The organism is Pseudomonas sp. NFX1 (genome assembly GCF_051123555.1).
In the GTDB taxonomy this organism is placed as follows: Bacteria; Pseudomonadota; Gammaproteobacteria; order Pseudomonadales; family Pseudomonadaceae; genus Aquipseudomonas; species Aquipseudomonas capeferrum.
The window spans coordinates 3,695,943-3,709,234 of sequence record NZ_CP169366.1 but is presented as its reverse complement, the minus strand read 5'-3'; the positions used below and the strand labels follow the sequence as shown (position 1 = coordinate 3,709,234).

Genomic DNA, 13,292 nt, shown 5'->3' with positions numbered 1-13,292 from the left:
CTTAAATATTAAAACTCAGTAATGGAGTGCCTCATGAGCTTTCTGATTCCCGCCGCTTACGCGGACGCAGCAGCACCTGCCGCCGGCCCAGCCGGTACCGGTTTCGAGTGGATCTTCCTGGTCGGCTTCCTGGTCATCTTCTACCTGATGATCTGGCGTCCACAGGCCAAGCGCGCCAAAGAGCAGAAGAACCTGCTGGGCAACTTGCAAAAAGGTGACGAAGTTGTCACCAACGGCGGCATCGCCGGCAAGATCGTCAAGGTCACCGATGATTTCGTGGTGCTGGAAGTTTCCGACACCGTCGAGCTGAAGTTCCAGAAGGGCGCCATCGCCGCGACCCTGCCAAAAGGTACGCTCAAGGCTATCTGAGTTACCGGTTTTATTTTTCCAGTCGGGGCGCGCAACGCGCCCCGCGTCTTGAACGGGCGGCGTGATGCTGAACAAATACCCTCTGTGGAAATACGCACTGATCCTGCTGGTACTGGCGATCGGTTTTATTTATTCCGCTCCCAACCTCTACCCGGATGATCCGGCGGTGCAAGTCAGTGGTGCCAGTTCGGCGCTGCAGGTAAACCAGGCCGACCTCGATCGCGTCTCCAAGGCGCTGACCGATGCCGGTATCACCGTCAAGGGCGCCAGCCTGGGTGAGAAGGGCAGTGCGCTGATTCGCCTGACCAACCAGGAAGACCAGCTTCCAGCCAAGGATGTAGTGCGCAAGGCACTGGGCGATGATTACGTCGTGGCCCTGAACCTGGCCCAGACCACTCCGCAATGGCTGCGTAACCTGGGTGCAAGCCCGATGAAACTGGGCCTGGACCTGTCCGGTGGTGTGCACTTCCTGCTGGAAGTGGACATGGACAAGGCCATGACCGCCCGTATGAAGGTGTATGAAGGGGAGGTCAAAACCCTCCTGCGCAAAGAGCGCATCCGCTACCGCAGCCTGCCTCAGCAGGATGGCGGCATCATGCTGGGCTTCGCTGACGATGCAACCCGCGAGCAGGCACGTGCCCTGATCCGCAAGAATTTCTCCGATTTCGACCTGACTGCCACCGAGCGCAATGACCTCGCCGTGCTGCGTCTGGCGCTGACTCAGGCGAAAGTCGCCGAGATCCGCGAATACTCGATCAAGCAGAACCTGACCACCGTGCGCAACCGCGTCAACGAGCTGGGCGTGGCCGAGCCGCTGGTTCAGCGTCAGGGCGCCAACCGTATCGTGGTCGAGCTGCCAGGCGTGCAGGACACTGCCGAAGCCAAGCGTATCCTCGGCAAGACCGCTAACCTTGAGTTCCGCTTCGGTGCCGAACCTGGCGCGTCCAAGGCAACCACCGAGGTCTTCGAGTTCCGCGAGGGCGGCCGCTCCGCCCCGGTCGAGCGTGGCCTGATCATCACCGGTGACCAGGTTACCGACGCCCAGGCCAGCTTCGATGAGCATGGCCGCCCGCAAGTGAACATCCGCCTGGATGGCCACGGCGGCGAGCTGATGAGCCGTGCCACGCGCAGCAACGTCGGGCGCAGCATGGCGGTGATCTTCATCGAGCAGAAACCGGTCACCCGCTACGTCAAGCAGACCGTCGACGGCGTCGAGAAGGAAGTGCCGGTACAGAGCTTCCAGGAAGAGAAGAAGATCATCAGCCTGGCGACCATTCAGTCGCCACTGGGTAGCCAGTTCCGCATCACCGGCCTGAACGGCCAAGGCGAATCGTCCGAGCTGGCCCTGCTGCTGCGTGCCGGTGGTCTGGCTGCGCCGATGTACTTCGCTGAAGAACGTACCATTGGCCCAAGCCTGGGTGCGGACAACATCACCAAGGGTATTGATGCGTCGCTGTGGGGCATGCTGTTCGTCTCGCTGTTCATCATCGCCATCTACCGCGGCTTCGGCGTGATCGCCACCATCGCCCTGGCGGGCAACATGGTCTTGCTGCTGGCGCTGATGTCGCTGCTGGGCGCGACCCTGACCCTGCCGGGTATCGCGGGTATCGTGTTGACCATGGGTATGGCGGTAGACGCCAACGTGCTGATCTTCTCGCGTATCCGTGAGGAGCTCAAAGCCGGCATGTCGGTGCAGCGCGCCATCCATGAAGGTTTCAACCGCGCCTTTACCGCGATCATCGACGCCAACCTGACCAGCCTGCTGGTCGGCGGCATCCTGTTCGCCATGGGTACCGGCCCGGTCAAGGGCTTTGCGGTCACCATGTCCCTCGGGATTTTCACCTCGATGTTCACCGCCATCATGGTGACCCGCGCAATGGTCAACCTGACCTGCGGCGGGCGTGACATCAAGAAGCTGTGGGTTTGAGGGAGCTGCGATGAAAACCATCAACTTCATGGGCGTGCGCAATGTCGCGTTCGCCATCACTGTGCTCCTCACCGTCCTGGCGCTGTTCAGCTGGTGGCAGAAGGGCCTGAACTTTGGCCTGGACTTCACCGGCGGTACGCTCATCGAGCTGACCTACGAGCGCCCGGCCGACCTCAAGGCGGTACGTGCCGAACTGGTCAACTCCGGCTTCCACGAGGCCGTGGTGCAGAGCTTTGGCGCAACCACCGACCTGCTGGTGCGTATGCCGGGCGATGACCCGCAACTGGGCAGCAAGGTAGCCGAGGCACTGCAAAAAGCCGGCGGCGACAACCCGGCCACGCTCAAGCGCGTCGAGTTCGTAGGCCCGCAGGTGGGTGAAGAACTGCGTGACCAGGGTGGCATGGGCATGCTCCTGGCCCTGGGCGGCATCCTCATCTACCTGGCCTTCCGCTTCCAGTGGAAGTTCGCCGTGGGCGCGATCATCTCGCTGATCCACGACGTGGTGGTGACGATGGGTATCCTGTCGTTCTTCCAGATCACCTTCGACCTGACGGTATTGGCGGCGGTGCTGGCGATCATCGGTTACTCGCTCAACGACACCATTGTCGTGTTCGATCGGGTGCGTGAGAACTTCCGTGTGATGCGCAAGGCGTCGCTGATCGAGAACATCAACGTCTCGACCACCCAGACCCTGCTGCGTACCATCGCCACCTCGGTGTCGACCTTGCTGGCCATCGCCGCACTGCTGTTCTTCGGTGGCGACAACCTGTTCGGCTTTTCGCTGGCGCTGTTCATCGGGGTCATGGCCGGTACCTACTCGTCGATCTATATCGCCAACGTGGTACTGATCTGGCTGAACCTGAACAGTGAAGACCTGATTCCGCCAGCCAAGACCGAAGGCGTGGACGAGCGTCCGTAAGGGCTTTCCTACGCCGTTTGGCGAATCAAGAGGCGCGAGTATTGAACTCGCGCCTTTTTTTTTGCTCCAAGGCAGGGAGAAGGCGGGCTATGTCCCGCAGGGAAGATCAGGAGGTTCAGGTGAATAAATCAATGCTGGTGGGTGCGGTACTGGGTGCTGTCGGTGTAACTGCCGGAGGTGCTGTGGCGACCTACAGCTTGGTGAACAAAGGGCCGGAGTACGCCCAGGTCACCGATGTGCAGCCGATCAAGCAGCAGGTCAAGACACCGCGTGAGGTCTGCAAGGACGTCACCGTGACGCGTCAGGCGCCGGTCAAGGACCAGCACCAGATCGCCGGTACCGTCGTGGGTGCCCTGGCCGGTGGCCTGCTGGGTAACCAGATTGGTGGCGGTACTGGCAAGAAGATCGCCACCGTGGCCGGTGCGGTCGGTGGTGGCTATGCCGGTAACAAGGTGCAGGAAGGCATGCAGCAGCGTGACACTTACACCACGACGCAAACCCGCTGCAATACGGTCAATGACATCAGCGACAAGGTCGTTGGTTATAACGTGAAGTACACCATTGGTGACCAGGTGGGGCAGGTGAAGATGGACCGCGAGCCGGGCTCGACCATCCCCTTGGACAAGAATGGCAAGCTGATTCTCAGTGAGAACCAGGCCGGGCAGTAAAGCTCATATTGCCGAGCTAGAAGGGGCGGGCTAGCAAGCCCGCTCCCAATGCGGCCTAGCGTAGTTGTGCGCCTAGGTGCTTGCGAAGCCGGACACGGTCCGGCTTGCCGGTCGGCGTCATGGGTATCCGTTCGAGCACTGCGATACTGGCACTAATGCCCAGGCGTTCCAGCCCCCCGGTCAGTTCCGCCAACCGCTCATGTGCGTCAGCCGTGTTGCCTTGCACGATCACATGGGCGCGCCGGCGATCCTGCTCGTCTACCAGTACCACCACGCGCTCGAACTTCATGGCCTGTGCGATCTGCGCTTCCAGGGCGGGGGCAAACTGCATGCCTTGTTGCGTGAGCAGGGCATCCGTCGCGCGCCCCAGCGGCATCAGGCTGCCGTCGGCAAGGCGCCGGGCGATATCGCCGGTGGCATAGGCCTGGTCCTCGCAAGGGATCGGTGCAGGTGGGAAGTACCCCGAGCCGCGGTGCGTGGAGCGGGCGATGATTTCGCCTACCTCCGGTTGTGCGGGGTCCAGCGGTTCCAGCGTCACCTCGACATCACCTACCGGGCGCATGCCGCAGCCGACCTGCAGGGTAGGCGTGAAGTTTGCCAGGACCATGCCGAACTCCGTCGAGCCGTAGATCCTTTTCAGGTGCACGCCCAGGTGGCGCTCGCTTTCCAGCACCACATGGTCGTCCAGGTAGGCGCCGCCGCAGAAAGGTTTGCTCAGTGCTGGCAGGCGGATGCCGGTGTTCTGTGCGGCCTGGGACAGCTCCAGGTACTGCGACGGCAGTGCGCTCATCACGCTGATACGCTGTTCGTGCAGGGTGCGCAGGGTGTTCTCAACTTGGGTCGCGTCACCCAGGTACAGCGTCGCGCCCGTCAGCAAGGCCGGGAATACATGCAGGTCTACCGCATGCCCGCCATCGAGGCTATGGATATTCAGGTAGCGCGCACCGGCGTCCAGGCCGGCGCTGTCTACCCAATGCATGATTTCCCGGTACAGCCGGTCTTGGCGCCACAGCGCAAGTTTGGGTGCGCCGGTGCTGCCTGAGGTTTCCTGCATGCGCATCAGCCCGGCACAGTCGCGCCAGGCTGGGGTCTTGAGGTTGACAGGTGTAGGCGAATAGAGGGTAAAGCCTGGTACACCAAGACCCGCGGGCACGATGCCGGCTTCGGTAATCAGTAGGGCGGCGCCGACCTGGCCCAGGCGCATTGCCCGCTGGTGGATGCTGCTGGCCACGCTCACGGGGCAGTGAATCAGCCCCAGGCTTGCCATGGCAAACAGCAGCGCCACATAACCGGTACTGTTGCCCAGTTGCGTGGCTACTACATCACCTTCGCGCAGGCCTGCGGCATGCAGCCTGGCGCGCAACTGGTCGATGTCCTGCAGCAGTTCGCCGTAGCTGCGGGTTTTGCCATGGCTGTCGACGACCGCCGGGTAGTCGCGATGGCGCGCAACCATACTGAAGAACTGTTGCTGGAACATGCAGGAGGGCTCCTTGTGGGTCAGCCGAAATACAGCTTCAGGTGTTTTCCCGTGCCGTCCATGTGCATCGTGGTGCTGCCTGCCGGTGCAGGCTGGTGCCACGCTAGTAAATAGGCTGCGCGCAGCGCCTGGTACCTCCCAGAACAGGGAGGTTGTGGCGGGTTGAGCAACTGATTAGTGTCTGCGACCGCTTGCTTCTCGTCGGCGGGCACTCCATGCACGTTGATTTCAATGTGCCATGTAACTATCTTATCGACCCACCTGAATGAGGGAGTCGATATTCCCTCGCGTGTTGTCTCGCCATGAGACCACCGTCAAACGGTGCCTACGAGGAAGGGAATGACCCTACTGGTAATGGATGAGCTGCTACGACTCAGCGAAATGGAGCGCTTTGAGGACTGGCTGGCTCACCTTAAAATCCTGACCCGCAAGCTGGGATACTCGAACTTTCTGATCGGTCTCAAGCCTGCGCCCACTGACGCCAATCAGCAGGTGCTGATCTACAGCGACTACCCTGATGCGTGGCGCACACGTTACGACGCCGAGTCCTACGCTGCGGTCGATCCGGTGGTTCAGCACTGCCTGAATGCAAACCGGCCACTGCTCTGGGACCGGGACAACTACCGCCGTCCCTCAGAGTCGGAATTCTTCGAAGAAGCTGCCGCACATGGCTTGCAGCAAGGCCTTGCGCTGCCCCTGCATGGTCCGCGCGGCGAGGCCGGCATGCTCTGCCTGAAGCCCTCCGAAAGTGGCCCACGAGCGACCGCTACGATGATCGAGTCCTTGCCTATGGCGACCCTGCTGCGCGATTACGCGATGGAGGGGATGCTCAAGGCGCGCATCGAATGCTCCACACCCGTGCACCTGACGAGCCGCGAAAAAGAGGTGCTGCAGTGGAGCGCAGCAGGCAAGACCACCTGGGAAATCTCGATGATTCTGTCGTGCACGACCTCGGCCATCGACTTCCACTTCAAGAACATCCGCCGCAAGTTCCAGGTCAGCTCGCGCCAGATGGCGGTGCTCAAGGCCATCCAGCAAAAATCGATCACGCCCTGAGTGTCACTGCGGGCGTTGGGCCAGGTCGCTTTCCTCCAGGCGGCCGCTGAGGTAAAGGCGCAGCAGGATATACACCGGGGCGGGCACTTGGCTGGTGCATTCGATGCGGCTGGCGCAGGCCTGACTGATGCCGAACCTTGACCAGAATTCGGTCTGGCTCTGCTTGAGGCCCAGGCGCAGGCTGATGGCTTGATGGGCGACCTCGCGCACAGCTGAGGTATTGAGTAGCTTCATCGGGAATCAATCCTGCAAAAGCCGAAAAATTAACAAGTCTGGTTAATGTCGACCACCTCCCAAATTAGGTAGGATTTTATTTAACCGGCATGAATATACCGTGGGTGGCAATTCAAACCCCTGCCGGTAATTGCCCCTATGCTTATCTCCATTGATCGCCGCACTAACATCGACCCGCAAGCGCTGAATGCCATGCATAAACTTCGGGCGCGTATCTTCAAAGTTAAAAAGATGTGGGATATCCCGCTGATCAATGACATGGAGATCGATGGCTACGATGCGCTCGACCCCTATTACATGATCATCAACCGCGATGACGAGGCGGGCTATGTCTGTGGGTGCTGGCGGATACTGCCGACCACGGGCCCGAACATGCTGGCGCATACCTTCCCCGAACTGCTGCATGGGCATCCTGCACCGTGCTCCGACGCTATCTGGGAGCTGAGCCGCTTTGCCATCGAGCTGCCAGACGGCAATCGGTTCGGCTTCTCCCAGGGCACCACGCAGGCCATTCATGCGATCGTCAATTATGCCATCGGTTGTGGTGTGGAACAGTTTGTCACGGTGACCACGGTGGGGGTCGAGAAAATGTTGATCCGCCTGGGGTTGGATATCAGCCGCTTCGGCCCGGCGTTGCAAATTGGTGTCGAGCGTGCGGTGGCGTTGCGCATCGAGTTGAATGAGAAGACGACCTCGGCATTGGAGGCCGCAATCAAGAATAACTGCCATTGAATAGGCCGCAGCTGCCGTGCGGCTGTTATATCAATACGTTGTAAGGCGGGTGAAGTGTCGAGCACAATACGTCGCCATAAAAAAAGCACCCCGAGGGGTGCTTCTTTATAACGCCAACGGTACTTAGCGTTTCATGCTCTCTGGCAGGTGCGGCTGGATAGCCGTGAGTACTGCCTTGAAGCACTTGATGTTGCCCGCGACGATGTGGCCCTTGTCGAGGAAGTCGTGGCCACCGTTGAAGTCGCTGACCAGGCCGCCTGCTTCTTGAATCAGCAGTACGCCTGCAGCCATGTCCCACTCGGACAGGCCCGACTCCCAGAACGCATCGAAACGGCCGGCGGCGACGTAGGCCAGGTCCAGGCTGGCGGAGCCTGCGCGGCGGATGCCTGCAGTCTGGCCAGTCAGGGCGCGGAACATGCCCAGGTAGTTGTCCAGGTCGGCCATTTGGCTGTCACGGAACGGGAAACCGGTGCCCAGCAGGGCGCCTTCCAGGCTGGTGCGCGAGCTGACGCGCAGGCGACGGCCATTGAGCTGGGCGCCACGGCCACGGCTGGCGGTGAATTCTTCCTGGCGAACCGGGTCGAGAACCACAGCGTGCTCAAGGCGACCACGGTATTTGCAGGCGATGCTGACAGCGAAATGAGGGATGCCGCGCAGGAAGTTGGTGGTGCCGTCCAGTGGGTCGATGATCCACAGGTAGTCCTTGCCTTCTTCGCCGGTGCCCGCGTGCATGCCGGTCTCTTCACCCTGGATGGAGTGGTTCGGGTAGGCCTTGCGCAGGGCGTCGACGATTTTCTGTTCGGCGGCGCGATCGACTTCGGAAACGTAGTCCTTGGCCTCTTTCTCATCGACCTTGATGCTATCCAGGCGTTCGATGGAGCGGAAAATCAGTTCACTGGCGCTGCGAGCGGCGCGCAGGGCGATATTCAGCATAGGCTGCATGGGCGGGTCACCTGGAGATGTTAAAGAAGAAAGCCGATCATTCTAGCAGAAAACTTTGACGGCAGAAGTGTCACATTTGCTTTCATGGCGTTACGTCTGTCGGTTCTGTAAGATCGAAGGCCCTGATATCTGCCTCTGAGAGCACAACACCGTGCTGCAAAATATTCGTGTTGTTCTGGTCAATACCAGCCACCCCGGCAACATCGGCGGCGCTGCGCGTGCCATGAAAAACATGGGCTTGTCGCGTCTGGTGCTGGTGCAGCCAAAAGCGTTTCCCGATGCCGAAGCCAGTGCCCGGGCCTCCGGCGCCGACGATGTGCTGGGTAGCGCCCAGGTCGTCGATAGCCTCGAGCAGGCGCTGGTCGGCTGTAACCTGGTGATGGGTACCAGTGCCCGCGAGCGCAGCATCCCCTGGCCGTTGATCGACCCTCGCGAATGCGGGGCTAAGGCTGTGGAGCATGCGCTGGGTGGCGAGGAAATCGCCCTGGTGTTCGGTCGCGAACACGCCGGCCTGACCAACGACGAACTGCAGCGATGTCACTTCCACGTGCACATTCCCTCGAACCCCGACTTCAGCTCGCTGAATCTGGCCGCCGCGGTCCAGGTGCTCTCTTATGAGGTGCGCATGGCCTGGCTCGCAGCCGAGGATGCCCCGGCGAAAGTCGAGAAGGCCGACGCCAGCGAGCTGGCGACCATGGACGAAATGGAGCTGTTCTACGACCACCTGGAAAAGACCCTGGTGGACATCGGCTTCCTTGATCCCGAGAAGCCCAAGCACCTGATGGCGCGCCTGCGCCGGCTGTACGGGCGCAGCTCGGTGAACCGTCCGGAAATGAGCATTTTGCGCGGCATCCTCACCGAGACCCAGAAAGTGGCTCGGGGCGAACCGCATAAAAGGAAGGACTGACAGATGTTCGAACGCCTGCGTGAAGATATTCAAAGCGTATTCCATCGTGACCCGGCAGCGCGCAACGCCTTCGAGGTGCTGACCTGCTACCCGGGCATGCATGCCATCTGGCTGCACCGGCTGGGCAATGCCTTGTGGACGCGTGATTTCAAATGGCTGGCCCGGCTGGTGTCGAACTTCGGGCGCTGGATGACCGGGATCGAGATCCACCCTGGCGCCACCATTGGCCGGCGTTTCTTCATCGACCACGGCATGGGGATCGTCATCGGCGAGACCGCCGAGATCGGCGATGACGTCACGCTTTATCAGGGTGTGACCCTGGGCGGCACCAGCTGGAATAAAGGCAAGCGCCATCCGACCCTGGAAAACGGCGTGGTGGTGGGGGCGGGGGCCAAGGTGCTGGGCCCGTTCACCGTAGGTGCCGGGGCCAAGATCGGCTCCAATGCGGTGGTGACCAAGGCCGTGCCAGCAGGGGCGACCGCAGTCGGTATCCCGGGCCGCATCATCGTCAAGAGCGAAGAAAACGAAGTCGAAGCCCGGCGCAAGGCCATGGCCGAGAAGATCGGCTTCGATGCGTATGGCGTCAGTGGCGACATGCCAGATCCGGTCGCACGTGCCATCGGGCAGATGCTCGACCACCTGCAAGCGGTGGATGAGCGCCTGGAGGGCATGTGCGGCGCGCTGACCAAGATGGGCAGCGACTACTGTGCCAAGGAGTTGCCGGCGCTGCCGGAGGATGACTTCACCGAGGCTGCCCAGGCCGCCCAGCGCGACACTCAGTCGCATTGATCGCGTCGCGCTGAAGCCGTGGTGACATACGGGGCGTGTGCTCACGCCCCTCGTCTGCTACAATCGCGCCCGCCTCCCGATGTAAAACCCGACTAAAGCAGTAGGTCTAATAGTTGACTTAAATGCTCGGGAATCGCATACTCGCTCACATCCTGTAACTCCCGTGGTACCCAATAGCCATGCGACTGACTACTAAAGGCCGATACGCCGTGACAGCCATGCTTGACTTGGCGTTACACGCGCAGCATGGGCCCGTGTCTTTGGCCGACATTTCCGAGCGCCAGGGCATTTCCCTCTCTTATCTGGAGCAGCTGTTCGCCAAGCTGCGCCGCAGCAGCCTGGTATCCAGTGTGCGCGGTCCAGGCGGTGGCTATCAGCTGTCGCGGGGCATGGAAACCATCCAGGTGGCTCAGGTCATCGACGCGGTCAATGAATCGGTCGATGCCACCCGTTGCCAGGGCCTTGGGGATTGCCATGCCGGTGATACCTGCCTGACCCACCACCTGTGGTGCGATCTCAGCCAGCAGATCCATGAATTCCTCAGCGGCATCAGCCTGGCCGACCTCGTCAAGCGCCGTGAGGTGCAGGAAGTCGCCCAGCGCCAGGACCTGCGTCGTGTCGCAGGCCGATCCGCCCAGTTGGACAAGATTGAGACGTCCGCCGTCGACTGACCTTTATAACAGCGACGAGCGACGCCACCGCCTGATAGGAGATATCCATGAAGTTGCCGATCTACCTCGATTACTCCGCGACCACCCCGGTCGACCCACGTGTCGCCCAGAAGATGGCCGACTGCCTGCTGGTCGACGGGAACTTCGGTAACCCGGCTTCGCGCTCCCACGTCTTCGGCTGGAAAGCCGAGGAAGCGGTCGAGAACGGTCGTCGCCAGGTCGCCGAACTGATCAACGCCGATCCGCGTGAAATCGTCTGGACCAGCGGTGCCACCGAGTCCGACAACCTCGCACTCAAAGGTGTCGCGCACTTCTATCAGACCAAGGGCAAGCACATCATCACCTCCAAGATCGAGCACAAGGCGGTCCTGGACACCGCTCGCCAGCTCGAACGTGAAGGTTTCGAAGTCACCTACCTGGAGCCAGGCGAAGACGGTATCGTCACCCCGGCCATGGTCGAGGCTGTGCTGCGCGACGACACCATTCTGGTCTCGCTGATGCACGTCAACAACGAAGTCGGCTCGATCAACGACATCGCCGCCATTGGTGAACTGACCCGCTCGCGCGGCGTGCTGTTCCATGTCGACGCCGCTCAGTCGGCCGGCAAGGTCGAAATCGATGTGCAGAAGCTGAAGGTCGACCTGATGTCGTTCTCGGCGCACAAGGTCTACGGCCCCAAAGGCATCGGCGCGCTGTACGTCAGCCGCAAGCCGCGTGTGCGCCTCGAGGCAATCATTCACGGCGGTGGCCATGAGCGCGGCATGCGTTCGGGCACCCTGCCAACCCACCAGATCGTCGGCATGGGCGAGGCGTTCGCCATCGCCAAGCAAGAGATGGCCAGCGAAAACGTGCGCATCAAGGCCCTGAGCGACCGCTTCTTCAAGCAGGTTTCGGACCTCGAAGAGCTGTACGTCAACGGCAGCCAGACCGCCCGTGTACCGCACAACCTGAACCTGAGCTTCAACTACGTCGAAGGTGAGTCGCTGCTGATGTCGCTGAAGGACATCGCGGTATCGTCCGGTTCGGCCTGTACCTCCGCTTCGCTCGAGCCGTCGTACGTACTGCGCGCTCTGGGCCGCAACGACGAGCTGGCGCACAGCTCGATCCGCTTCTCCTTCGGCCGCTTCACTACTGAAGAAGAAGTCGACTACGCCGCGCAGAAAGTCTGCGAGGCCGTTAACAAATTGCGTGAGCTGTCGCCGCTGTGGGACATGTACAAAGACGGCGTTGACATCTCCAAGATCGAGTGGGCCGCCCACTAAGCAGTCGCCGGCAAGAGCGGCTCCCTGATGAGGAAGGAATTGCACCATGGCATACAGTGAAAAGGTCATCGACCACTACGAAAACCCGCGCAACGTCGGCAAGATGAATGCCGAGGACCCGGATGTCGGTACCGGCATGGTCGGCGCGCCGGCCTGCGGTGACGTGATGCGTCTGCAGATCAAGGTCAACGAGCAGGGCGTCATCGAAGACGCCAAGTTCAAGACCTACGGCTGCGGTTCGGCCATCGCCTCCAGCTCCCTCGCCACCGAGTGGATGAAGGGCAAGACCCTGGACGAAGCCGAAACCATCAAGAACACCCAGCTGGCCGAAGAACTGGCGTTGCCGCCGGTCAAGATCCACTGCTCGGTACTCGCCGAGGATGCCATCAAGGCAGCCGTACGCGATTACAAGCAGAAGAAAGGCTTGATCTAAGTCGCCTGTTGCGAGGTAAGGAGTTCTGATGGCTATCAGCATGACAGAAGCCGCCGCCAACCATGTGCGGCGTTCCCTCGAGGGGCGCGGCAAGGGCGAAGGTATTCGCCTGGGCGTGCGCACCACCGGTTGTTCGGGCCTGGCCTACGTGCTGGAGTTCGTCGACGAGCTGGCTGACGAAGACACGGTGTTCGAGAACCATGGCGTCAAGGTGATCATCGATCCCAAGAGCCTGGTGTACCTCGACGGCACCGAACTGGACTTCGTCAAGGAAGGGTTGAACGAAGGCTTCAGGTTCAACAACCCCAACGTGCGCGGTGAGTGTGGCTGCGGCGAAAGCTTCAACGTCTGAGGCTGGCTGTGGGTACTCCTTGTCATTTCGCACTGTTTGACCTCCAGCCAAGCTTCCGCCTGGATCTCGACAAGCTGGCCACTCGCTACCGCGAGCTGGCCCGCGAAGTCCATCCTGATCGCTTTGCCGACGCCTCCGAGCGTGAGCAGCGCGTAGCGCTGGAAAAATCCGCAGCCCTCAACGACGCCTACCAGACCCTGCGCAATGCGCCGCGCCGAGCCCGCTACCTGCTGGCCATCGGTGGCCATGAAGTGCCTCAGGAAGTCACGGTCCACGACCCCGACTTCCTGTTGCAGCAGATGCAGTTGCGTGAAGAGCTCGAAGAGCTGCAGGACGAAGCCGACCTTGAGGGTGTCGGCGTGTTCAAGAAGCGCCTCAAGGCCGCCCAGGACACGCTGAACGAGGACTTCGCCGCCTGTTGGGACGTTGCAGACGAGCGCGAGAAGGCCGAGCGCCTGATGCGCCGCATGCAATTCCTCGACAAGCTCGCCCAAGAAGTGCGCCAACTGGAAGAGCGCCTCGACGATTAACCCGGTGTCTTTCGTGATGACGCC

At 61.1% G+C, this 13,292-nt stretch carries 16 protein-coding genes; 13 read left to right on the top strand and 3 right to left on the bottom strand.

Annotated elements, in window-relative coordinates; genetic code table 11:
- Positions 1–33 precede the first annotated feature (33 nt).
- The 4 genes from yajC (at position 34) to DJ563_RS16690 (ending at position 3,883) form a co-directional block, all read left to right on the top strand.
- The gene (gene yajC, locus DJ563_RS16705) at positions 34–369 is read left to right on the top strand and encodes a preprotein translocase subunit YajC (protein ID WP_027595530.1); all 336 of its coding nucleotides are present in this window, start codon (positions 34–36) and stop codon (positions 367–369) included.
- Between the two features lie 64 nt (positions 370–433).
- A complete protein-coding gene (gene secD, locus DJ563_RS16700) occupies positions 434–2,296 on the top strand; it encodes a protein translocase subunit SecD (protein ID WP_033701200.1) in 1,863 nt (620 codons plus the stop codon).
- 10 nt (positions 2,297–2,306) lie between these two features.
- Positions 2,307–3,215: a protein translocase subunit SecF gene (secF, locus tag DJ563_RS16695; protein WP_274098489.1), complete on the top strand. Its 909-nt coding sequence runs from the start codon at positions 2,307–2,309 to the stop codon at positions 3,213–3,215.
- 119 nt (positions 3,216–3,334) lie between these two features.
- Positions 3,335–3,883, top strand: a complete 549-nt coding sequence (locus DJ563_RS16690; protein ID WP_274098488.1) for a glycine zipper 2TM domain-containing protein — start codon at positions 3,335–3,337, stop codon at positions 3,881–3,883.
- Between the two features lie 55 nt (positions 3,884–3,938).
- Here the strand turns inward: DJ563_RS16690 and DJ563_RS16685 are convergent, their stop codons facing one another.
- Positions 3,939–5,360 (bottom strand): class I adenylate-forming enzyme family protein, encoded by a 1,422-nt coding sequence (locus tag DJ563_RS16685; protein WP_434518048.1) that lies wholly within the window; start codon positions 5,358–5,360, stop codon positions 3,939–3,941.
- Between the two features lie 339 nt (positions 5,361–5,699).
- Between DJ563_RS16685 and DJ563_RS16680 the strand changes: the two genes are divergently transcribed.
- A complete protein-coding gene (locus DJ563_RS16680; RefSeq protein WP_052040694.1) occupies positions 5,700–6,416 on the top strand; it encodes a LuxR family transcriptional regulator in 717 nt (238 codons plus the stop codon).
- A 3-nt stretch (positions 6,417–6,419) separates the two neighbouring features.
- Here DJ563_RS16680 and DJ563_RS16675 read toward each other — a convergent pair whose 3' ends face one another.
- Positions 6,420–6,650, bottom strand: coding sequence for a hypothetical protein (locus tag DJ563_RS16675; RefSeq protein WP_027595536.1), 231 nt, complete (start codon positions 6,648–6,650; stop codon positions 6,420–6,422).
- 138 nt (positions 6,651–6,788) lie between these two features.
- On the opposite strand from DJ563_RS16675, the gene DJ563_RS16670 reads away from it, so the two are divergent.
- A complete protein-coding gene (locus DJ563_RS16670; RefSeq protein ID WP_186662908.1) occupies positions 6,789–7,382 on the top strand; it encodes an acyl-homoserine-lactone synthase in 594 nt (197 codons plus the stop codon).
- A 123-nt stretch (positions 7,383–7,505) separates the two neighbouring features.
- Here DJ563_RS16670 and suhB read toward each other — a convergent pair whose 3' ends face one another.
- Positions 7,506–8,324 carry a type III secretion system regulator SuhB gene (gene suhB, locus DJ563_RS16665; protein ID WP_033701193.1) on the bottom strand — a complete coding sequence of 273 codons (819 nt, stop codon included), beginning with the start codon at positions 8,322–8,324 and terminating at the stop codon, positions 7,506–7,508.
- Between the two features lie 151 nt (positions 8,325–8,475).
- Between suhB and trmJ the strand changes: the two genes are divergently transcribed.
- The 7 genes from trmJ (at position 8,476) to hscB (ending at position 13,268) form a co-directional block, all read left to right on the top strand.
- On the top strand, positions 8,476–9,231 hold the full coding sequence (trmJ, locus tag DJ563_RS16660; RefSeq protein WP_274098486.1) for a tRNA (cytosine(32)/uridine(32)-2'-O)-methyltransferase TrmJ: 756 nt from the start codon (positions 8,476–8,478) through the stop codon (positions 9,229–9,231).
- A gap of 3 nt (positions 9,232–9,234) precedes the next feature.
- Positions 9,235–10,020, top strand: a complete 786-nt coding sequence (cysE, locus tag DJ563_RS16655) for a serine O-acetyltransferase (RefSeq protein WP_033701190.1) — start codon at positions 9,235–9,237, stop codon at positions 10,018–10,020.
- A gap of 179 nt (positions 10,021–10,199) precedes the next feature.
- On the top strand, positions 10,200–10,691 hold the full coding sequence (iscR, locus tag DJ563_RS16650) for a Fe-S cluster assembly transcriptional regulator IscR (RefSeq protein ID WP_027595541.1): 492 nt from the start codon (positions 10,200–10,202) through the stop codon (positions 10,689–10,691).
- Positions 10,692–10,738: 47 nt separating this feature from the next.
- Complete coding sequence (locus DJ563_RS16645) at positions 10,739–11,953, top strand: IscS subfamily cysteine desulfurase (protein WP_033701189.1); 1,215 nt, start codon at positions 10,739–10,741, stop codon at positions 11,951–11,953.
- Positions 11,954–11,999: 46 nt separating this feature from the next.
- Positions 12,000–12,386 carry a Fe-S cluster assembly scaffold IscU gene (gene iscU, locus DJ563_RS16640; protein WP_003248539.1) on the top strand — a complete coding sequence of 129 codons (387 nt, stop codon included), beginning with the start codon at positions 12,000–12,002 and terminating at the stop codon, positions 12,384–12,386.
- A 28-nt stretch (positions 12,387–12,414) separates the two neighbouring features.
- A complete protein-coding gene (gene iscA / locus DJ563_RS16635; RefSeq protein WP_033701188.1) occupies positions 12,415–12,738 on the top strand; it encodes an iron-sulfur cluster assembly protein IscA in 324 nt (107 codons plus the stop codon).
- Positions 12,739–12,746: 8 nt separating this feature from the next.
- The gene (gene hscB, locus DJ563_RS16630; protein ID WP_274098485.1) at positions 12,747–13,268 is read left to right on the top strand and encodes a co-chaperone HscB; all 522 of its coding nucleotides are present in this window, start codon (positions 12,747–12,749) and stop codon (positions 13,266–13,268) included.
- The last annotated feature ends 24 nt before the right edge of the window (positions 13,269–13,292 follow it).

Bases quoted from the DNA above. Each gene is read 5' to 3' on its own strand.
- yajC (WP_027595530.1), top strand. From the start codon at position 34: ATGAGCTTTCTGATTCCCGCCGCTTACGCGGACGCAGCAGCACCTGCC.
- secD (WP_033701200.1), top strand. From the start codon at position 434: ATGCTGAACAAATACCCTCTGTGGAAATACGCACTGATCCTGCTGGTA.
- secF (WP_274098489.1), top strand. From the start codon at position 2,307: ATGAAAACCATCAACTTCATGGGCGTGCGCAATGTCGCGTTCGCCATC.
- DJ563_RS16685 (WP_434518048.1), bottom strand. From the start codon at position 5,360: ATGTTCCAGCAACAGTTCTTCAGTATGGTTGCGCGCCATCGCGACTAC.
- DJ563_RS16680 (WP_052040694.1), top strand. From the start codon at position 5,700: ATGACCCTACTGGTAATGGATGAGCTGCTACGACTCAGCGAAATGGAG.
- DJ563_RS16675 (WP_027595536.1), bottom strand. From the start codon at position 6,650: ATGAAGCTACTCAATACCTCAGCTGTGCGCGAGGTCGCCCATCAAGCC.
- DJ563_RS16670 (WP_186662908.1), top strand. From the start codon at position 6,789: ATGCTTATCTCCATTGATCGCCGCACTAACATCGACCCGCAAGCGCTG.
- suhB (WP_033701193.1), bottom strand. From the start codon at position 8,324: ATGCAGCCTATGCTGAATATCGCCCTGCGCGCCGCTCGCAGCGCCAGT.
- cysE (WP_033701190.1), top strand. From the start codon at position 9,235: ATGTTCGAACGCCTGCGTGAAGATATTCAAAGCGTATTCCATCGTGAC.
- iscR (WP_027595541.1), top strand. From the start codon at position 10,200: ATGCGACTGACTACTAAAGGCCGATACGCCGTGACAGCCATGCTTGAC.
- DJ563_RS16645 (WP_033701189.1), top strand. From the start codon at position 10,739: ATGAAGTTGCCGATCTACCTCGATTACTCCGCGACCACCCCGGTCGAC.
- iscU (WP_003248539.1), top strand. From the start codon at position 12,000: ATGGCATACAGTGAAAAGGTCATCGACCACTACGAAAACCCGCGCAAC.
- iscA (WP_033701188.1), top strand. From the start codon at position 12,415: ATGGCTATCAGCATGACAGAAGCCGCCGCCAACCATGTGCGGCGTTCC.